This window comes from Spirillospora sp. NPDC047418 (genome assembly GCF_040643275.1).
Classification (GTDB): Bacteria; Actinomycetota; Actinomycetes; order Streptosporangiales; family Streptosporangiaceae; genus Spirillospora.
The window spans coordinates 1-18759 of sequence record NZ_JBEYTW010000140.1 but is presented as its reverse complement, the minus strand read 5'-3'; the positions used below and the strand labels follow the sequence as shown (position 1 = coordinate 18759).

General features: G+C 73.5%; 20 protein-coding genes. 5 read left to right on the top strand and 15 right to left on the bottom strand.

The genetic code is table 11. The annotated features are described in order from the left end of the window. Nucleotides 1-66 precede the first annotated feature (66 nt). The 9 genes from ABZ806_RS42570 to ABZ806_RS42530 all read right to left on the bottom strand — a co-directional run bounded on the left by ABZ806_RS42570 (nt 67) and on the right by ABZ806_RS42530 (nt 7278). Nucleotides 67-1320, bottom strand: a complete 1254-nt coding sequence (locus tag ABZ806_RS42570; RefSeq protein WP_500224990.1) for an ABC transporter substrate-binding protein — start codon at nt 1318-1320, stop codon at nt 67-69. Nucleotides 1321-1507: 187 nt separating this feature from the next. Further along, nucleotides 1508-1894, bottom strand: a complete 387-nt coding sequence (locus ABZ806_RS42565; protein WP_500224985.1) for a nuclear transport factor 2 family protein — start codon at nt 1892-1894, stop codon at nt 1508-1510. A 31-nt stretch (nt 1895-1925) separates the two neighbouring features. Further along, nucleotides 1926-2675 carry a 3,4-dihydroxyphthalate decarboxylase gene (gene phtC, locus ABZ806_RS42560; RefSeq protein ID WP_500224980.1) on the bottom strand — a complete coding sequence of 250 codons (750 nt, stop codon included), beginning with the start codon at nt 2673-2675 and terminating at the stop codon, nt 1926-1928. Beyond that, a complete protein-coding gene (locus tag ABZ806_RS42555) occupies nt 2672-3928 on the bottom strand; it encodes an NAD(P)/FAD-dependent oxidoreductase (protein ID WP_500224977.1) in 1257 nt (418 codons plus the stop codon). The genes phtC and ABZ806_RS42555 overlap by 4 nt, the downstream gene beginning before the upstream one ends. Then, on the bottom strand, nt 3925-4122 hold the full coding sequence (locus ABZ806_RS42550) for a ferredoxin (RefSeq protein WP_500224976.1): 198 nt from the start codon (nt 4120-4122) through the stop codon (nt 3925-3927). The genes ABZ806_RS42555 and ABZ806_RS42550 overlap by 4 nt, the downstream gene beginning before the upstream one ends. Before the next feature lie 27 nt (nt 4123-4149). After that, a complete protein-coding gene (locus tag ABZ806_RS42545; RefSeq protein ID WP_500224974.1) occupies nt 4150-4947 on the bottom strand; it encodes an SDR family oxidoreductase in 798 nt (265 codons plus the stop codon). Continuing rightward, a complete protein-coding gene (locus ABZ806_RS42540) occupies nt 4944-5315 on the bottom strand; it encodes a hypothetical protein (RefSeq protein ID WP_500224970.1) in 372 nt (123 codons plus the stop codon). The genes ABZ806_RS42545 and ABZ806_RS42540 overlap by 4 nt, the downstream gene beginning before the upstream one ends. Continuing rightward, a complete protein-coding gene (locus tag ABZ806_RS42535; protein WP_500224968.1) occupies nt 5312-5899 on the bottom strand; it encodes a 3-phenylpropionate/cinnamic acid dioxygenase subunit beta in 588 nt (195 codons plus the stop codon). Before ABZ806_RS42535 ends, ABZ806_RS42540 begins: the two co-directional genes overlap by 4 nt. Then, on the bottom strand, nt 5896-7278 hold the full coding sequence (locus ABZ806_RS42530; protein WP_500224965.1) for a Rieske 2Fe-2S domain-containing protein: 1383 nt from the start codon (nt 7276-7278) through the stop codon (nt 5896-5898). The genes ABZ806_RS42535 and ABZ806_RS42530 overlap by 4 nt, the downstream gene beginning before the upstream one ends. A gap of 157 nt (nt 7279-7435) precedes the next feature. On the opposite strand from ABZ806_RS42530, the gene ABZ806_RS42525 reads away from it, so the two are divergent. Continuing rightward, nucleotides 7436-9091 (top strand): long-chain-fatty-acid--CoA ligase, encoded by a 1656-nt coding sequence (locus ABZ806_RS42525; RefSeq protein WP_500224963.1) that lies wholly within the window; start codon nt 7436-7438, stop codon nt 9089-9091. A gap of 89 nt (nt 9092-9180) precedes the next feature. On the opposite strand, the gene ABZ806_RS42520 is transcribed toward ABZ806_RS42525, so the two are convergent. The 3 genes from ABZ806_RS42520 to ABZ806_RS42510 form a co-directional block, all read right to left on the bottom strand. Further along, a complete protein-coding gene (locus ABZ806_RS42520) occupies nt 9181-10440 on the bottom strand; it encodes an HRDC domain-containing protein (protein ID WP_500224996.1) in 1260 nt (419 codons plus the stop codon). A 187-nt stretch (nt 10441-10627) separates the two neighbouring features. After that, entirely contained in the window at nt 10628-11197 is a 570-nt protein-coding gene (locus tag ABZ806_RS42515) for a DUF3000 domain-containing protein (RefSeq protein ID WP_500224962.1), read from the bottom strand. A 154-nt stretch (nt 11198-11351) separates the two neighbouring features. After that, nucleotides 11352-11549, bottom strand: coding sequence for a hypothetical protein (locus ABZ806_RS42510; RefSeq protein WP_500224960.1), 198 nt, complete (start codon nt 11547-11549; stop codon nt 11352-11354). A gap of 227 nt (nt 11550-11776) precedes the next feature. Between ABZ806_RS42510 and hemE the strand changes: the two genes are divergently transcribed. After that, a complete protein-coding gene (gene hemE / locus ABZ806_RS42505; RefSeq protein ID WP_500224993.1) occupies nt 11777-12793 on the top strand; it encodes a uroporphyrinogen decarboxylase in 1017 nt (338 codons plus the stop codon). Here hemE and ABZ806_RS42500 read toward each other — a convergent pair. From ABZ806_RS42500 to ABZ806_RS42490, 3 genes are all read right to left on the bottom strand, one after another. Then, nucleotides 12790-13779, bottom strand: coding sequence for a DUF4349 domain-containing protein (locus tag ABZ806_RS42500; protein WP_500224957.1), 990 nt, complete (start codon nt 13777-13779; stop codon nt 12790-12792). The two genes, hemE and ABZ806_RS42500, sit on opposite strands and share 4 nt — an antisense overlap. Nucleotides 13780-13947: 168 nt before the next feature. Then, nucleotides 13948-15048 carry a hypothetical protein gene (locus tag ABZ806_RS42495; protein ID WP_500224953.1) on the bottom strand — a complete coding sequence of 367 codons (1101 nt, stop codon included), beginning with the start codon at nt 15046-15048 and terminating at the stop codon, nt 13948-13950. Nucleotides 15049-15104: 56 nt separating this feature from the next. Next, nucleotides 15105-16205, bottom strand: a complete 1101-nt coding sequence (locus ABZ806_RS42490) for a hypothetical protein (protein ID WP_500224949.1) — start codon at nt 16203-16205, stop codon at nt 15105-15107. A 148-nt stretch (nt 16206-16353) separates the two neighbouring features. Between ABZ806_RS42490 and hemG the strand changes: the two genes are divergently transcribed. The 3 genes from hemG to ABZ806_RS42475 all read left to right on the top strand — a co-directional run. Next, nucleotides 16354-17826, top strand: a complete 1473-nt coding sequence (hemG, locus tag ABZ806_RS42485) for a protoporphyrinogen oxidase (protein ID WP_500224943.1) — start codon at nt 16354-16356, stop codon at nt 17824-17826. Next, nucleotides 17783-18481 (top strand): hydrogen peroxide-dependent heme synthase, encoded by a 699-nt coding sequence (gene hemQ / locus ABZ806_RS42480; protein ID WP_500224941.1) that lies wholly within the window; start codon nt 17783-17785, stop codon nt 18479-18481. Before hemG ends, hemQ begins: the two co-directional genes overlap by 44 nt. A gap of 41 nt (nt 18482-18522) precedes the next feature. Beyond that, nucleotides 18523-18759, top strand: a 237-nt coding sequence (locus ABZ806_RS42475) for a hypothetical protein (protein ID WP_500224938.1), incomplete at its 3' end; no start/stop codon positions are given.

The following is an 18759-nucleotide window of genomic DNA, read 5'->3' as shown; positions in this document are numbered from 1 at the left end:
GCGGCCGGAGCGCCTCGTCGCGCTCGACGCGCTCGCGCTCGCCGAGCGCTGGTTCGGGTCCGGTCGTCAGTTGCCCCTGGAGGCGCCCCAGGACTTCGCGGCCGGGGACTCGAAGAACGTGGCGACCTGCTCCTGGACGCCGTCCTTCCCGATCTTGTTGATGCGGGACTGGTGGCTCACGATCGAGTTGCCGTCACCGAGGTTGATCGGAGGGAGGATGTCGTTGAAGGGGACCTCGAGGTCGACCATCGCCTTCTTGACGCCCTCGCGGGTGAGGGCCTTGGCCTCGCACGCCTTGCGCAGCGCCGCCACGACCACGGTCCCGTTGATCCAGCCGCCGACCTCGAAGTTGTCCGGCTTGGCGTCGGGGGCGTAGGCCTCGCGGGCCTTGGTCAGCGCCCGGATGCCGGCGTTGTCGTCGTTGAGGGTGCCGTAGCCGCCGGAGACGAAGTAGTTGTCGAGCAGGCCCTTCAGGGGCTTGCCGAGGCTGGAGGACCAGGCGCCCGAGGTGGAGACGAAGGTCGGCTTGTAGCCGAACTGGGCCGACTGGCCGATGATGCCGGCGGTCTGGGCGGGCGTGACGCCCAGCATGACGATCTCGGCGCCGGCGCCCTTGAGGTCGTTGATCTGGGCCGTGAAGTCCTTGTCGGCGTTGGTGTAGGTCGGCTCGGCGACGACCTTCACGCCCACCGTGGCCTTCGCCGCGTGGTTGAGGGCGTCGAGGTAGACCTTGCCGGTCTCGTCCGCCGACGTCACGAACCCGACCTTGACGGTCTTGGCGGCCGAGGCGCCGGCCCGCTCGGCGGCCCAGACCAGGCCGTTGATCAGCTCGACCTCGAAGGGCGGCATGGCGACGTAGACGTTGGGGAGGTCGAGGGTCTGGGTGTTGATGGACGCCGAGAGCGTCGGCATGTTGTCCCGCTCGATGCTGGTCCGGACGGCGTTCAGCCCGGCGGTGCCCACGAACTGGGCCACCATCAGGTTCTTGGGCGCCGCGGACCGGTACTGCTGCGTGGTGATCTGCGGGTCGTACTTGGTGTCGCGCTTGTCGACCACGATCTTGCGCCCGCAGACACCGCCCTCCTCGCGGTTCATCTGGTCGATCTTGGCCTCGACACCGAGCGAGCCGGCGATGCCGCCCTGGGCGATGGGCCCGGAGAAGTCGCTGATCACGGTCACGCTGATCTCGTCGTCGGTGACCCCGGGGCCCATGGCGACGCCGTCGGCACCGGTCGCGGACTTGCCGGAGCCCGAGCCGCCGCATGCGGCCAGAGTCAACAGGGGGGCGACCGCCAGCGCGGTCAGTGACCTCTTGAGCATGGGGGTTCGTCTTTCTCGGTCGGTGGAATCCGCGCAGGTGACACGGGCCACAAAGATTAGACCAGACTATACAGAAACAGAAGAGACAAGCTCTGCAAGTTGGAGAAGCTATGGTGACAGGCGCTTGTCCGGCGTCGTGACGAAGCAGGGCGCCCCAACGAGAGGAGCGCCCATCGCCACGGTCGCGTCAGGCTCGCCAGGTGAACGTGATCCGCCGGTGCGCGAACCGCCACCCCGCCTCGGTGTGGACCAGCCGGTCGAGGTATTCCCCCGCGGCGGCCGGCCGGCCGTCGGCACCCCGGAGCACGAAGTAGGCGCGGCCCGTAGCGCGCTCGTCGCCGGCCAGGTCGATGAGCACGTTGCTGTTCTCGTGGCGCGGCGACTCGGCCGTACGGGCGGCGATCACCTGGGCGAGTCCCTCGGCGCCGGTGAAGTCGGCCCCTCCGGTGATCTCCATGCGGCCATCGGCGGTGAAGCAGCCGCGGAAGGACTCGAGGTCGCGGTCGTCGATGGCGAAGCTGTAGCGCGCGTAGAGCTGGGTGATGTCGGTGATGTCGGTGATGCGGTCGGGCAACGGGGCTCCTCGTCGAACGGTTTCGGTCGGATCAGGAACGGGGGGTCGCGGGCAGCCGGGAGAGCTCGTGGCGCCAGGCGACGTCCAGGTTGAGGGTTCCGCCGAGGTCGGGGAGCTCGGCCCGGTCGGCCTCGTCGATGGCGCGGGGGCGTCCCCCGGCGGAGGCGACGAGCAGGCAGAGGTGCGCGATCTCGTCGATGGAGACGGCGCGCAGCACCGCCTCGGGGACCGAGCCGCCGGTGACGACCACGCCATGCCCGCGGAGCAGGGCCGCGGCGTGGTCGCCGAGGTGCTCGGCCACCTCGTCCCCCAGCGCGTCGCTGCACACCAGCACCGAGCGGGGATACACCGGGATGCCGCCGGCCACGAGGGCGGAGCCCGGAATGTCGTAGGCCCCCACGAGCGGCTCCAGGACCAGGCCGGCCAGGTCGGCGGCGACCGTGCGGCGAGGGTGCGCGTGCACGACGCACCGGACGTCGGGACGCCGGCGCAGGATCCGGGCATGCAGGGGAAGTTCGTTGGGGACGGCCCAGCCGTCCAGCTCGCCGGCGAGGCCGGGTTCGCCGTCGAGGGTCACCACCCGCACGTCCCGCGACGTGGTGTGGGCCAGCCCCGACTCGCGGGGGCCGCGGCACCGCACCAGGATCCGCTCGTCGTCGAGGCGGAGGCTGATGTGCCCGAGGAACCCCGGCGAGAGCTCGCGGGCCGCCAGCACCCGGCACCCCGCGGCCACCAGCTCCCGAAGCTCCTCAATGTCGTTGTCGTGGACGTCCACCATCATCGAGCGACCTCCTTAAGCGACGCTGTCTCCTTGAGTGGGGCTGTCTCCGTGCGGGGCGGCGTGTCCGTGCGGGGCGGTGTCTTCTGGCGGGTTAGCGCGTCGAGGACCTCGGTTATCGGGGCGCCGCTTGCGATGGCGCGGCGGGCGGCCAGGGAGGCGCGCGGCCATGCCAGTGACACCGCGCCGACCACGCGTCCGCCGCCCCACAGGGCGAGCAGCCGGCCCTCGTCCGCCACGATCCGGGGCTCGACGGCGGGGTCCACGGCGCCGAGGACCTGGATGGTGCGGCCGTGCTGGTCGCTCCACACCATGGGCACTTCGCCGGGGGCCTGCGGCCGCCCGGGATCGAGCAGGGTCGCCGCGACGCACCTGGCCTGCTCCTGGGCGGAGGTCCAGTGCTCGATCCGCCGTCCGGCGGCTCCGTCCGCGGTCGCCCAGCAGGCGATGTCGCCCGCCGCGTAGACGTGGTCGACGCCCAGGGCGCGGCCGTACCGGTCACAGGCGATGCCGTCGTCGAGGTGAAGGCCCGACCCGGCAAGCCAGTCCACATCGGGCTCCGCGCCGATCCCCACCAGGACGTGGTCGGCGCGGAGCACCTCCCCGTCGTCGAGCCGGACCATGATCCCGTCGGCGCGGTGGTCCAAGGCCTGGACGCCCCGGCCCAGCCTCAGGTCCACCCCTGCCCGGACGTGCCACGCGAGGATCCGGTTGCCCACGCTCCGGCCGACGACGCGGGCCGGCGGGCTGGGCAGCGGATCCACCAGCGTGACCCGGCATCCGAGGGCGGTCGCGGTACCGGCGGCCTCCGCCCCGATGAAGCCGGCGCCGATCACCACGAGGTGACCGCCGCGGGCGAGGCCTGCGTGCAGGGCGCGGGCGTCGGCCAGCGTCCGCAGGGTGTGGACGCCGGGTCCGGGCCAGGGCGACGGCCTCGCCCGCACCCCGGTGGCGATCACCAGCGCGCCGTAGCCGAGCCGGCTCCCGTCGGCCAGGGCGAGGCGGCGGGCCGCCGGGTCCACACCGGTCGCCTCGGCCCCGAGCAGCAGCTCCAGGCCGAGCCGCTCGGCCTCCGGGCGGGTGAGCAGCCGGACGGGCTCCGCCGGCCGCCCCTTGGACAGCGGCGGCTTGTCGTAGGGCTCCTCCGCCTCCCGGTCGACCAGGCGGACGCGGCCGGTGAAGCCGCGCGAACGCAGGGTGCGGGCCAGCGTGACTCCCGCCACCGACGCGCCGACGATCACCAGGTCGCCGGTCATGCTCCCTCGAGCCGGAGCGCCGCGGCGGGGCAGCTGCGGACCGCGCGGTCGACGCGCTCGCGGTCGGCCTCCGGGACCTCGGCGGCCAGCAGCACGACGAGGCCGTCGTCATCGATGTCGAAGTAGTCGTCGGCCGCGATGACGCAGCTGGCATAGCCTTGGCAGGCATCGGTCTTCACCGTCAGGGCGGGCACTCGGGACTCCTGGTTCTCGTGTCGTTGTCAGCCTTCGGCGCCGGTGCCGACGCCGGCGCCGCCGTCGCTGTGCAGGACGGTGCCCGTCATTCCCCGGGACATCGGCGACGCCAGGAACAGGTAGCTCCAGGCGTGGTCCGCGCCGGAGAGGGCCACCTGCAGCGGAACCCGGGCGGCGATGCTCGCGGCGCGGTCGGGGCCGTCGAGGTGCTGCCCGTCCAGCCCGAGGGATCGCGCGCCGGTCAGCCGGGTGCCGACGGTGCCCCCGGGGGCGACGCTGTTGACGCGGACGTCGGGGGCGAGGTCGTGGGCCAGCGCGATGCGCAGTCCGCGGATCGCGAACTTGGTGGAGATGTAGAGCGCGCCGCCCCGGCCCGGCCGGTAGGCCGAGGTCGACTCCGTCAGCACGACGCAGCCGCGGCTGCGCCGCAGTTCCGGCAGGGCGGCGCGGACGCCGTGCATGGCCGCCCGGACGTTGACCGAGAACATCTCGTCGAAGGCGTCGTCGAAGGCGTCCTCGGCGACGGCGTCGAGGGGACGGTAGAAGTCGAAGATGCCGACGCAGTGGACCAGCACGTCCAGCCCGCCGTGGAGTTCCCGGCACCGGTCCACGGCGTCGCGGTTGACCGCCGCCTCGCAGGCGTCGCCGTGGACGACGTCGACGCCGGGGAGCGCCCCGCGCAGGTCCTCGCACTTGGCCTCGTCACGCTCCACGGCCACCACCGCCGCGCCCTCGGCGACGAACCGCTCCACCACCGCGCGGCCGATGCCCGATCCGGCGCCGACCACCAGCGCTCGCCGGCCGTCGAGCACGGGGGCGTTCATGACGCCGACTCGTCGGGCTCGTTCTGGCCGGTGTCGTTCTGCTCCAGGCCGTCCTGCCCCGGGTCGTCCTGCTCGGGGAACAGGGAGGTGAACGGGTGGCCGACCATCGCGGAGAACGTCGCCGTCCCCTGCCAGGTGAGGGCCTCCAGCTCCAGCGGGTCCAGCGTGACCCACTGCCCGGACCTGGTCGCCTCGATCAGGAGGCGCGCCCCGTTGCGGGTCTGGACGAGGCTCACCCGGGCCTCGGCGAACTCGTTGCCGAGGGTCAGGGGCTCGCCGACCCGCCCCGCCCGCAGGGCCGCCAGCTCCTCGGCGGCCTTCCGGGCGCGGTCCCGGTCCTCCTGCTCGCCCTCCCAGTGCAGGCTCACAGGAAGACCGCCAGGTTCTGGGTGCGCAGCACCGACTCGTCGACCGTGATGTGGCGGCGGGCGAGCCGCCAGGCGCCGTCGACGCTCCGCAGCACGTCGCTGCGCCCGGCCGAGACCAGGGACGGCTCGTTGACGTCGCCGCGGCTGCGGAAGAGCAGCACCGCGGATTCCACGAGGATCTCGCCGGGGACGTCGGTGGCGAAGGTGCGCACGTTGGACAGGTGGTGGCGCAGCCGGGAGGGCGGGTCCTCGGTCCAGGCGTGCTCGGTGCGCAGCCGGGCGACCCGGCGCTCCAGGGAGTAGAGGTCCTCGTCGAAGTGCGCCATCCGCCGGGCGGTGTCGTAGCCGGCGCCCTGGGCGGTCGTGACCCGGATCGGCATGTAGTAGTGGACGTCCTCGGTCATCCGGCCGAGCCACTCCTCGAGCTCCCGCCGGTCCAGCAGGTAGGTCTCCTCGACCAGCCACTGGTGGGCGGCCAGGTGCAGGGGGTCGGAGAACGGGAGCGGACCGCCCACCGGGGCGGCCGTGGTGGCCCGGGCGCCGAGCGGGCTGTCGGCGGAGTCGACGGGGATGTGCGCGGTCACCGGTCACCGTCCCGTCCCGGGGTGCCGATACTGACGTCGGCCGCCTTGAGGGGCCCCGCCTCGATGAGGTCGGCCCAGCGGTTCATCAGGTGGCGCTGGTTGTACTCGCCGTAGCCGACCCGGGCCTCGCCCGGGCCCGCCCACGCGTCGCCGTCCAGGGGCGGGACGATGGTCGAGCCGTCGGGCAGCAGGCCCATGCGGCCGTTGAGGAGCAGCCGCTGCGCCATGGTGCCGGCGGCGGTGGCGGTCAGCGAGACCCAGTTCTCCACGTCGTCCTGCTCGAACATCCCGCTGCTGCCGAAGCACATCAGGTAGGCCTTGTAGGACAGCGCCTTGAACTCCTCCGGGGCCTCCTTGTCGACCAGGAACCAGGAGAGCACCTCGGTCTCGTTCGCGCTGATCGGCTGCCACTGGCGCAGTGACACGAAGGGAAGCACGTCGTCGGAGTCGGCCACCCTGGGCCAGTTGTGGACGAGGCTGAGGTTCGGCGCGATCGACGCCGCGGAGACCATGAAGCCGTCGCGCCCGATCAGGTCGAGCTGCTCGGGCGACCAGACCCGCTTCATCCGGTCGATCATCTCGTCGGGGTAGCCGACGTAGCGCAGCCGCTCCTCGAGCGTCCCCGGCGGCAGTTTGTAGGTGGTGCCCCCGCCGTTGGTGGCCCAGTAGGTCGTCCCGTCCTTGCGCTTCTCGGCCTTCGGCTCGCGGAAGAGCCCGATCTCCACGACGCTCGCGTGGGTCTGCGGGGTGTGGTACATGTCCCCGGCGAAGTTCTCCGCGCCGATCTTCCAGTTGGCCTTGATCCGCCACCGCTGGGGTCCGAGCACCTCGACCCCGCTCGGGCTCTGCCGGGTGTAGTAGTCCAGGTAGAACGCGAAGTCGCCGAGGTACTCGCGCAGCGGCGGCGCCTCGGGGTCCAGGGAGACGAAGATCAGGCCGTTGACGGTGTCCATCGCCGGTGCGGGCAGGAGCCGCTGCCCGCGCCTGCTGAAGCCGGCCTCGCCGCCGTACGCCTCCCGGTGGAAGGGCAGGCCCGCGATCCGGCCGTCGTTGCGGTAGGACCACCCGTGGTAGGGGCAGCGGAAGTGCGAGGCGTTGCCCTGCTCGGCCCGGCACACCTGCATGCCCCGGTGCAGGCACATGTTGAACATGGCGTGCACCGTCCCGTCGCCGGCGCGGCTGACGATGAAGGAGTTCTCCATGACGCGGCGGACCACGTAGTCGCCGGCCTGGGGGATCTCCGACTCGTGCGCGAGGAAGACCCAGGAGCGCGCGAAGACCGTCTCCCGCTCGGCGGCGAAGATCTCGGAGTCGTTGTAGATGTGCGCCGGCAGCATGCCGTCGCGCACGTGGCCGACGACGTCGGTCGGGTCGAACACCACAGGGAGACCTCTTTCTGTATTCCAGAAACAAATTCTGCGATGTGGGACCTTCCCTTGTCAAGGAGCGCGTTTCTGATATCAAGAGAACTTGCTGCCGGAAGGGCAGTGGTTCCCTGCTCCGGGCCCGGCGTGCGTCGGGGAGAAAGGTGGCACCTTGTCCGAGTTCGTAACCGGTCATCCGTCGACGCACGGGGACAGCTACCAGCTGAACACCACGAACCTGTTCCGCCAGGCGGTGGTGACCCACCCCGAGCAGGAGATCGTGTTCCGGGACGCGTCCGGTGCGTGGCGCACGACGTCGTACGCGGCGACGTGGCGCCGGGTGGCGCGCACGGCGCACGCGCTGGCCGGCATCGGCGTGGGTCCGGGTGACGTGGTGGGGGTCCTGGACTGGAACCACCTGCGGCACTTCGAGCTGTACTGGGCGATCCCCGGCGTCGGCGCCGTGATGCTGCAGATGAACCTGCGGCTGGCCGCCGACGACCTCGCGTACGTGGTCGAGCACGCGGGCGCCACGGTGGTGTGCGTCGACGAGTCGCTGCTCGGCCAGGCCGAGGAACTGGCGGCACGGTGCCCGCAGGTGCGGCACTGGCTGGTGATGAGCGACCGCCCGCTGCCGGAGATCGAGACCTCGCTGCCGGACCCCCTGGACCACGAGGCGCTGCTGGCCCGGCAGGCCGAGGAGTTCGACTGGCCGGTGATCGACGAGACCTCGGCCTACAGCGCCTGCTACACCACCGGCACCACGGGACGTCCCAAGGGGGTGTTCTACTCCCATCGGGGGATCGTGCTGCACACGATGATGTGGGCCGCCGACCAGGCGGTGGGCGACCACGACAACGTGCTGCTGACGACGCCGATGTTCCACGCCCAGTGCTGGGGCCTTCCGCAGGTGGCGGTGTACGCGCGGGCGCGGGTGGTCCTGCCGGGGCGCTTCTCCGCCGAGGAGATCGGCGTGCTCGCCCAGGCGATGGTGGACTACGAGGTCACGGTGACCAACGGCGCGCCGGCGATCTTCGCGCCGATGCTGGAGTACCTGCGCTCCCTGCCCGCGCCGCCGGACCTGTCCCGGGCACGGATGATCTCAGGCTCCACCGAGCCGCCGCTGAGCCTGATCAAGGGATACCACGACCTGACCGGCGCCTCGATCGTCCACGGGTACGGCGCCACCGAGACCGCGCCGCTGGTCACCTCGAACCGGCCCAAGCCCTCCCTGGAGGGCCGGCTGGACGAGCACGAGTTCTGGGACCTCAAGCGCTCCCAGGGGCTGCCCGTGGCCGGGGTGGACATCCGGCTGCTGGGCGCCGGCGGCTCGTTCCTGCCCCACGACGGGACGTCGGTGGGGGAGATCTGCATCCGGGGCCCGTGGATCACCGAGAGCTACTGGAAGTCGGACGACGCGGACAAGTTCCACCGCGGCTACTGGCGCAGCGGCGACATGGGAGTGATCACCGCCGACGGGTACCTGAAGATCACCGACCGGCTCAAGGACGTGATCAAGTCCGGTGGGGAGTGGATCTCCTCCATCGACCTGGAGAACGCCCTGGCGGGGCACCCCGCGGTCCGCCAGGCCGCGGTGGTCGGCGCGCCGCACCCCAAGTGGCAGGAGCGCCCCGTCGCGCTGGTCGTCCCCGAACCCGGCCACGGCGTCGACATCGGCCGGCTCCGGACCCACCTGGCCGCCACCTTCGCCAAGTGGCAGCTGCCCGACGAGATCATCGTCGTCGACGACCTGCCCCGGACCAGCGTCGGCAAGCTCGACAAGAAGACCCTGCGCGAGGAGTACGCCGACTTCTACACCGGACGCTGACCGCTACGGCGAGTGCCGGTCCGCGGCCGCATCCCGCCTGAGCGGGCCGGCCGCGGGCGGCGCGCCCGCCGGGGCGGCCCGGCCGCGGCTCACAGCTCCCCTTTGGTCTCCAGGCGGAGGAACGCCTTGGCGATCGGCTGCGCGATCAGCTCGACCTGCCAGCGCCGGGCGCCGAGGCCGCGCAGCGCGGCGCCGATCGCGGACGGCGACGACTCCGCCGGCGGCGTCCAGGCGAGCCGCCGGACGGAGTCGGGCTGGACGAGGTTCTCCGACGGCATCGAGTGCTCGTCGGCGAGCGCGGCGACGACGGCGCGGGCGGCGGTGAGCCGCTTGGCGGCCTCCGGGTCGCGGTCGGCCCAGCGGTGCGCGGGCGGCGGCCCGTCCCCGGGCAGGTTCGACGCCGGCAGCGCCCGGTCGGACAGTTCGCGGGCGCGGGTGACGGCGCGCAGCCACGCCGACTGGTGCCGGCGGGCGCCGCGGCCCCGCATCGTCGGAAGGGCCTGCAGCTCGGCGGGCGTCTTCGGGGACTTCTGCGCCAGCTCGATGATCGCGGCGTCCTGCAGGACGCGGCCGGGGGACAGGTCCCGCTCGCGGGCGATCTTGTCGCGCGCCGTCCACACCTCCCGGACGGCGGCGAGCGCCCGCCGGTTGCGCACCCGGTGGATGCCGGACGTGCGCCGCCACGGGTCGGGCCGCGGCGGCTTCGGCGGCGTCGCCAGTATCGCGGCGAACTCCTCCAGCGCCCACGCCAGCTTGCCCGCCGTCTCCAGCTCCTCCTGCAGGCAGTCGCGCAGCTCGACGAGCAGCTCGACGTCCAGCGCCGCGTAGCGGAGCCAGTCCTCGGGGAGGGGGCGGGTCGACCAGTCGGCCGCCGAGTAGCCCTTCTCCAGCAGGAAGCCCAGCACGTTCTCGACCATGGAGCCGAGCCCGACCCGCGGGTAGCCGAGCAGCCGCCCGGCCAGCTCGGTGTCGAACAGCCGGCGCGGGACCAGGCCGACCTCCGCCAGGCAGGGGAGGTCCTGGTTGGCGGCGTGCAGCACCATCTCGGCGCCGGCGAGCGCGGCGTCCAGCCCGGACAGGTCGGGGCAGGCGATCGGGTCGATCAGCGCGGTGCCCGCGCCCGCGCGGCGCAGCTGTATGAGGTAGGCGCGCTGCCCGTACCGGTAGCCGGAGGCCCGCTCGGCGTCGACCGCGACCGGGCCGGTGCCCGCGGCGAACGCCGCGACGACGCGCTCCAGCGCGGCGGCCGTGGTGACCACGGTCGGGACGCCCTCGCGCGGCTCCAGCAGCGGGACGGCCGGGGGGCCGGTGTCGGCCTCGGTGCTGTCCTGGCCCTGTCCCGCCCCCACCTGCTCGGGAACGGTCCCGGGCCGCTGCTCGACGGCCGTCTCCTCCGCACCGGTCTCCCCTTGGGGGCCGGTGGCGCGCGTTTCGGACACTCCCACTGTTTCCGTGTTCTCCCCCGCCGCCTCGGTCTCGGACGCTGTGCTCACGCCCCCTACCGTACGTCTTTCAACCGCCCGGCCCGCCCGGCGCTCAACCGCCTTCCCCGCCGGGCCGATCGGGCATCGCGGCGACGCCGACGGGGGGCAGCCCCGCCGTGGTGCACATCACCTCGCACCACGCCGCGACATGGCCGGCGAGGTCGTCCCCGGTCGGCGACCAGGAGGCGCGCAGCTCCAGCTCGGTGGTGGACGGCTCGTCGCGCTTGTCGCCGAAGCTCTCCGACACCGCCCGGGTGATCGTCCCGGACACGTTGGCGTAGCCGGTCGGCTCGAGCGCCTCCAGCAGCCAGTCCCACGCGACGGAGCCGATCAGCTCGTCCGCGGCGATGTCGGGCTCCAGGTCGGCGCGGATGTAGGCGACGACCCGGAACCCGTTCGTCCAGCCGGGTCTGCCCTCCGGGTCGTACAGGACGATGAGGCGCCCGGTGGCGACCTCGGTGTCGTCGTCGCGGTAGACGCTGCCGGACATGGCCGCCGCGAAGGGCGCGAGGCGCTGCGGGGCGGGCATGTCCTCCAGATCGAGCTCCGGCCGCAGCGCGGGGGCGTCGAGGAACGAGCGCAGCGTGTCGACGGCCCGCTGGAAGGCGGGAGGTGGGTTCATGGGAGGACCGGCCTGGTCGCGAGTGAGTGGCCGAGCGCCGGCGGGCGGCTCGGGGCGGTGCTGCCGGGACGGGGTGCCGCCGCGCGCGGCGACGGGGGGACGCGGAGGGGAGACAGGCACGGCACAGGTGGTTTCGTCTCGGGGGCCGGGCCGGTCAGGCCACGGCCCGCACGGTCGCGGCGCGGCGCGGCGCCTGAACGGTCACGCGGGCCCCGCCGGTCACCGGCGGCAGCCCGACCAGGACGGCCGAACCGCACTCGGTGCAGGCCCGCTCCGGGCACTGCGCACCGTGCCCGTCCGGACACGGCGGCTGCTCGAACACGCGTTCATCACCGCAGGTGGAGCAGTACAAGGGGGAACCTCCCTCGGCTATGACACGCATCACGTTCGCACGCGCCGGTGACAGAATGCGGGACTTCGCTCGGCGTGTCCGGAAGTTCGTTACGCCCCGGGGGCCACACCCGTGCCTTCCCCACCGGGGTTCCATGGGACCATCACAACGTGACCGCTGACGCTGCCCGTTCGGACGACGACGCTCCGAACACGCCTGACAACGGCGCCCTCGCCGAGAGCCCCTTCCTGCTGGCCTGCCGCCGGCGGCCGGTGCCGCACACGCCCGTGTGGTTCATGCGGCAGGCCGGCCGGGCGCTGCCGGAGTACCTGCGGGTCCGCGAGGGCGTCCCGATGCTGGAGTCCTGCACCCGCCCGGACATGGTCGTGGAGATCACGATGCAGCCGGTGCGCCGGTACGCGGTGGACGCGGCGATCTTCTACAGCGACATCATGGTGCCGCTGAAGGCGATCGGCGTCGACCTCGACATCAAGCCGGGCGTCGGGCCGGTCATCGCCGACCCGATCCGGTCGGCCGCCGGCCTCGACGCGCTGCGCCCGCTCGTCCCCGACGACGTGCCGTACGTGACCGAGGCCGTGCGGGGCCTGGTCGGCGAGCTGGGGACGACGCCGCTGATCGGTTTCGCGGGCGGCCCGTTCACACTCGCCTCGTACCTGATCGAGGGCGGCCCGTCCAAGAACCACGAGCTCACCAAGGCCATGATGTACGGCGAGCCGGAGCTGTGGGCCGACCTCATGGACCGCCTCGCCGACCTCACGATCGCGTTCCTGAAGGTGCAGGTCGCGGCCGGGGCGAGCGCCGTGCAGGTCTTCGACTCCTGGGTCGGCGCGGTCGCCGCCCAGGACTACCGCGAGTCGGTGCTGCCGCACACCCGCCGCATCTTCGCCGAGGTCGAGCCGCTCGGCGTGCCGCGCATCCACTTCGGCGTCGGGACCGGCGAGCTGCTCGGCCCGATGGGCGAGGCCGGCGCGGACGTCGTCGGCGTCGACTGGCGCGTCCCGCTGGACGAGGCCGTCAGCCGGGTCGAGCCCGGCAAGGCGCTGCAGGGCAACCTCGACCCGGCGCTCCTGTTCGCGCCGTGGGAGACCGTGGAGCGCCGCGCCCGCGACGTGCTGGCCCGGGGCCGCACCGCCGAGGGCCACATCTTCAACCTGGGGCACGGCGTCCCGCCGACCGCGGACCCCGACGTGCTGGCCCGCCTCGCGGACCTCGTCCACGAGGCGAGCAGCGAGGACGCCGGCTAGGCGGGCGGCTGCCGCACCGCCGGTCCCGCACCGGCGTCGGCCGTCTCCGGCGCGGGCCCGGTGCCCGTCTCCGGCTTCGCGTCCGGCTTCGGGGCCGCCTGCGCGCGGCGGCGGCGCCGGAGGGCGAGCAGCGGCCCGCCGATCGCGGCGGCGAGGACGAGGAACGGCAGCAGCCAGCCCAGCGCCGCCGCGATGCCGCCGACGACCGCGGTGAACGCGTCCCAGCCGTTCTGCAGCCCGCCGACGAAGCCGCCGCGCTCGTCGTCCTCCTTGGGCGCCGCGGTCTTGGTCACCAGCGTCACGGTCACGGTCGCGTACTGGGTCCGGTGCTTGAGCGAGTTCTGCCGGGCCTGCAGCGCCTCGAGGTCGCCCTCGCGCTGCGCGATCTCCTGCTCGACCTGGATGACCTCGCCGACGGAGTTCGCGCGCCCGAGCAGCTTGCGGAACGACTCCAGCGCCGCCTTCGCCGACCGCACCCGCGCGTCGACGTCGGCGACCTCGCCGGTGACGTCCTCGGCCTCCTGGGAGAGGGAGAGCTTGGTGCCGAGCTGGGTGCCGAGCTGCTCCAGCACGCCGGCGTAGCGGTCGGACGGGATCTTCAGCGTGATCTGCGAGCGGGCCGGCTCGCTCGAACTGGACTCCTGCTCGACGTAGCCGCCGGCCGAGGCCGCCATCTGCTTGGCCTTGGCGGCGGCGTCCTCCACGTCCCCGGCCCGGACCCGTAGGCGCGCCGTGTGGACGACCTCGCGCCCGGTCGGCAGCGGCGCCCGCGCCCCGCTGGTGCCGCTCGTGCCGTTCCGGCCGGTGGCCTTGCTCGCCGCGCCCGCGTCGCCCGCCTCGTTCGGTCGCGCCGCCGCCGGGGCGCCGCCCCGGTCCACGGCCTCGGAGCTGGACGAGTCGCTCCCGCCGCCGCCCCCGCATGCGGCCAGGACCCCGGCCAGCAGCAGGACGACCAGCGCACATGTGACATTCCTGACGATCCGCATGCGGCTTGGACGAGGTGATACAGGTCACCGTTCCGTGGCACGAATCACGAAAGGGCCACGAATCACGCGAGGCCCCGGTGCGGGCACGCCGATCACGGCCCGGCCCCGCTGCGGGCCGTGATCGCGTGGGACTCGGCCGCCTGGTGGGGATTCGGCCGCCGGTGGGGATCAGCCGTCGGTGAGCACCATCGGCCCGCCGATGAGGCCGGACCCGACCGTCCACAGGGCCCCGGTGCCGGGGACGACGGCCAGCGCCCTCGGCGTGAAGCCGATCCGGTTCGGGACGGCGGTGGTCGGGACGCGCTCCCAGGTCCCGCCGCTGTAGCGGAGCAGGCCGGGCTTGGCGGGCTCGTCCTTGGAGTGGCCGAGCGCCCACAGCGTCCCGTCCTCGCCCCTGACGATCTGGGTGAGGGCGTCGAGCCCGGGAGGGACGGCCGTGCTCGTCCAGGAGGTGCCGTCCCAGTGCATGATGGCGGGCGCCGCCGGGGACGGGCGGCGGCTGCCGACGGCCCAGGCGTCCGTCGGGGACAGGGCGATCACGTCGGTGACGGTCACGGCCTCCACGGGCGGCTGCTCCATCGGGACCCTCTGCCAGCTGTGCCCGTCCCAGTGGCTCGCCACAAGCGCCGTCTCGGTGATCGACGCGGCGCCGAGCACCCAGATGTCATCGGCGGCCCGGATGTAGGAGACGTGCTGGTAGATATCGGACCGCTCGGCGACGTGGGCCCAGGTCGAGCCCGTCCAGCGGTAGATGTCGCCGGCGGTGGTGAGCCACACCCCCGAGGCGCCGGCCTGCAGCGCGGCACCGCCGGAGGCGGCGGTCTCCGGGAGCGCCACCTCGGTGAAGCCGGAACCGGTGAAGTGCGCCACGTAGGGTTCGGAGCCGGCCGGGTCGAGGAACCTGGTCCCGTTGATCCACACGTCCTCGGGGCCGACCGCGTCCACGTCGTCGATCTGGCCGTTGCCGGGCAGGTTCTGCAGTCCGTACTCGACCCAGGCGCCGCCCTTCCAGCGCCGCACGACCGGATTGCCGTGGACGGTCCTGCCGTCGACCGGGCCCGTGGGGATGTACCACTCGCCTTGGTGCCCGGCGATCCAGACGCTGTCGGGTGAGGCGGCGTCGATGTCGTCGAGGTAGTTGTTCGGCCAGAAGAACGGCAGGGACACCGGCGCGAAGTCGCCGCGGGTCGCGGCGGAGGCGGGGGCCGCGAGCCCCGCCGCGAGGAGCAGCCCCGCGGCGGCGGCCAGGGGAGCCTTCCAGGAGATCACGAGTGCCTTCCAAGGGGTCGGGGGAGCCTTGCGGGAGGTCGTTCGTCCGCCGCCCCTCAGCCGTCGGCGAGCACGACGGGGCCGCCGATGTTGACGGAGCCGAGCGTCCACAGGGCGCCGGTGCCGGGGACCACGGCCAGCGCGGTCGCGTTGATGTTGCTCCGGTTCGGCACGGCGGTGGTCGGGACGCGCTCCCAGGTCCCGCCGCTGTAGCGGAGCAGGCCGGGCTTGGCGGGCTCGTTGAGGGTGTGGCCGAGGGCCCAGAGCGTACCGTCGCCGCCCTTGACGATCGTGTGGAGCGAGTTGAGGCCGGGCGGCGGGGTGACGCTGCTCCAGGCGGCGCCGTCCCAGTGCACCATGACGGGCGTTCCCGGGGACGTCCGGTAGTCGGTGCCGACGGCCCAGGCGTCGGTGGGGGAGAGGGCCGCGATGTCGGCGACGCCGCTGATACCGCTGGGCGGCTGGTTCACGGGTGCGCTCGTCCAGGAGTGCCCGTCCCAGTGCTGCGCCACCAGCGTCCGGTCGTACTGGCCGAGGGTGCCGAGGACCCAGATGTCGTCGTCGGCCCGGATGTGGAACGTGCGCAGGTAGCCGTCCGGCAGGGTGGTGACGGGCGTCCATGTGCCGCCCGTCCGGCGGTAGACGCCGCTGTCGACGGTCACCCAGACCCCCGCCGGGCTCGCCTGGACGTTCAGGGTCCGGGACGCGGACGGCAGGGCCACCTCCTCGAACCGCGAGCCGGTGAAGTGGCCCAGGTAGGGGCCCGCGGCGGCCGAGTCGCCGAGCCGGGCGGCGTTGATCCACACGTCCTCGGGTCCGACGGCGTCGACGTCGGTGACCGAGGCCCGGTTGGGCAGGTTCTGCAGGTCGTACTCGACCCAGCCGCCGTTCTTCCAGCGCCGCACGACGGGGTTGCCGGGGATCGACCTCCCCGTGCCCGGAATGGGACCGGGGACGATCAGCTCGCCCTGGGTCCCGGTGATCCAGACGCTGTCGGGGGAGGCGGCGTCGACGTCGTAGAGGTAGTTGTTCGGCCAGAAGAACGGGAGCGGCACCGGCGCGAAGTCGCCCCGGGTCGCGGCGGAGGCCGGGGACGCGAGCCCGGCGGCCAGCAGGAGGGCCGCGGCGGCGGCCAGTGGAGCCTTCCAGGGGGTCATGCGTGCCAGTATCCACTGGCGCGGTATGGGGATCTTGTCACATTCGCGACAAAAAACGTCTGCGGCGGTGTCGCGCGGGGTGGTGTGATGCTCGCCGCTCCGGCCGCCCCGGTGCGCGATCCGGCGGAACGTCTGGAAGGCTGGAGCCATGACCACGTCCCATGCCGTTGTCGTCGGTGGCGGCATCGCGGGCCTCGCCGCCGCCCGCGTGCTCGCCCGGGACGGCGTGCGGGTGACCGTGCTGGAGGGCTCCCCCCGGATCGGCGGCAAGCTCCGGGTCGGCGAGATCGCCGGGATCCCGGTGGACGAGGGCGCCGAGTCGATGCTCGCGCGCCGCCCCGAGGGCATGGACCTCGTCCGCGACCTCGGCCGCTCCGGCGACCTGGTGAACCCCGGCACCACCTCCTCGGCGATCCTCAGCCGCGGCGCGCTGCGCACGATCCCGGCCGGCCAGGTCATGGGCGTCCCGTCCGACCTGAAGGCGCTCGCCGCCTCGCAGGTGCTGTCGCCGGCCGGCCTCGCCCGCGTCCCGCTCGACCGGGTGCTGCCGGAGACGCCGCGCGGCGCGGACGTGTCCGTCGCCGACTACATCGGCGCCCGCGTCGGCCGCGAGGTCGTCGACCGGCTCGTCGAGCCGCTGCTCGGCGGCGTGTACGCGGGCCGCGTCGAGCTGCTGTCGTTCGACGCGACGCTGCCGCACGTCGCCGCCGCCGCGCGCGGCCACCGCTCGCTGATCAGCGCCGTGCAGGGCATCCGGGCCGCCGCGCCGAAGGACCCCGGCCCCGTGTTCGCCACCCTCCCGGACGGGCTCGGCGCGCTCCCGGGCCTGGTCGCCGCCGACGTCACCGCCGCCGGCGGCACCGTCCGCACCGGCGCGACCGTCCGCGAGCTGCGCCGCACCCCGGACGGCTGGCGGCTCACCATCGGCTCCACCCGCGACCCCGAGTACCTGGACGCCGACGCCGTCGTGGTCGCGGTGCCGGCGGCCCCCGCGTCCCGGCTCCTCGCCGAGGACGTGCCCGCCGCCGCGCGCGAGCTGGCCCGCATCGACTACGCCAGCATGGCGATCATCACGCTCGCCTACCGGACCACCGCGTTCCCGCGCCTGCCGAAGGGCAGCGGCTACCTCGTCCCCGGGGTGGAGAGCGACCCCGAGCACGGCGGCCGCGGCGTCAAGGCCGTCACGTTCAGCTCGGTAAAATGGCCGCACCTGCGTCAGCGCGACCGCGGCGTCATCGCGGTCCGCTGCTCCATCGGGCGGTTCGGCGAGGAGCGCACGCTCCAGAGGGCCGACGAGGAGCTGGTCGCCGCCGCCATGGCCGAGCTCGCCGCGACCTGCGGCGTCACCGAGCCGCCGGCCGAGAGCCGGGTGACCCGGTGGGGCGGCGGCCTCCCGCAGTACAACGTGGGCCACGCCGACCGCGTGGCCAAGGTCCGGTCCGCGGTCGCCGCCGTGCCGGGGGTCGCCGTCGCCGGCGCCGCCTACGACGGCCTCGGCATCCCCGCGTGCATCGCCTCGGCGCGCGCGGCGGCGACCCGGGTGCTGGACCACCTGCGCAGTCGAGAAGGAGCACAGCATGACAGAGCCGGCGGGCAAGCCGAAGGCACGCGAACTCAATAACGTCGTCCGCTACACGATGTGGTCGGTCTTCCGCCTCGCGAAGCCCGGCACGCTCGGCGAGCGGGACGCCGCCGAGGTGCAGGACCTCCTCGACCAGGCCGGGCAGAAGGACGTCACCACCCGGGGCGCCTACGACGTCGCCGGGCTGCGCGCGGACGCCGACTTCATGTTCTGGTGGCACGCGCCCACGCCCGACGACCTGCAGGAGGTCTACACCCGGTTCCGCCGGACGGCCCTCGGCCGCGCGAGCGAGCCGGTGTGGTCGCAGATGGCGCTGCACCGCCCGGCCGAGTTCAACAAGAGCCACATCCCGGCGTTCCTGGCCGACGAGACGCCGCGCGACTACGTGTGCGTGTACCCGTTCGTCCGGTCCTACGAGTGGTACCTGCTGGCGGACGAGGAGCGCCGCGCGATGCTCGCCGAGCACGGCAAGATGGCGCGCGAGTACCCCGACGTCCGGGCCAACACCGTGGCGGCGTTCGCGCTCGGCGACTACGAGTGGATGCTGGCGTTCGAGGCCGACGAGCTGCACCGCATCGTCGACCTGATGCGCCACCTGCGCGGCGCCAGGGCGCGGCTGCACACCCGCCTGGAGGTCCCGTTCTACACCGGCCGCCGCAAGCCGGTCGCCGAACTCGTCGCCAATCTGGCCTGATCCGGCCGGGGCCGGCGCGGATCGGCAGTACAGTGCCGCCTGTGGGCAAGGCTCCCGACCGGCAGCACCGGGGACGGCACGCGAGACCGCCGTCCGAGCTCGCCGTCCGCTGGAGCCGCCTGGTCGCGGCGGTGCGGGCGTCCCGGCGGCGCCGGCTGGCCGCGGCCGGCGCCGCGGCCGCGGCGGTGGCGGTGCTCGCCACCGCCGCCCCGCGGACCCTGACCCGCGGGTCCGCCCCCGACATAGGAAGAGCGGCCGGGACGGGAAAAGGGTTTGCT

What these genes read in the sequence shown, in the direction of transcription:
- ABZ806_RS42570 (WP_500224990.1), bottom strand. Translation starts at nt 1,320, where the DNA reads ATGCTCAAGAGGTCACTGACCGCGCTGGCGGTCGCCCCCCTGTTGACT.
- phtC (WP_500224980.1), bottom strand. Translation starts at nt 2,675, where the DNA reads ATGATGGTGGACGTCCACGACAACGACATTGAGGAGCTTCGGGAGCTG.
- ABZ806_RS42555 (WP_500224977.1), bottom strand. Translation starts at nt 3,928, where the DNA reads ATGACCGGCGACCTGGTGATCGTCGGCGCGTCGGTGGCGGGAGTCACG.
- ABZ806_RS42545 (WP_500224974.1), bottom strand. Translation starts at nt 4,947, where the DNA reads ATGAACGCCCCCGTGCTCGACGGCCGGCGAGCGCTGGTGGTCGGCGCC.
- ABZ806_RS42515 (WP_500224962.1), bottom strand. Translation starts at nt 11,197, where the DNA reads ATGAACCCACCTCCCGCCTTCCAGCGGGCCGTCGACACGCTGCGCTCG.
- ABZ806_RS42500 (WP_500224957.1), bottom strand. Translation starts at nt 13,779, where the DNA reads ATGCGGATCGTCAGGAATGTCACATGTGCGCTGGTCGTCCTGCTGCTG.
- ABZ806_RS42490 (WP_500224949.1), bottom strand. Translation starts at nt 16,205, where the DNA reads ATGACCCCCTGGAAGGCTCCACTGGCCGCCGCCGCGGCCCTCCTGCTG.
- hemG (WP_500224943.1), top strand. Translation starts at nt 16,354, where the DNA reads ATGACCACGTCCCATGCCGTTGTCGTCGGTGGCGGCATCGCGGGCCTC.
- hemQ (WP_500224941.1), top strand. Translation starts at nt 17,783, where the DNA reads ATGACAGAGCCGGCGGGCAAGCCGAAGGCACGCGAACTCAATAACGTC.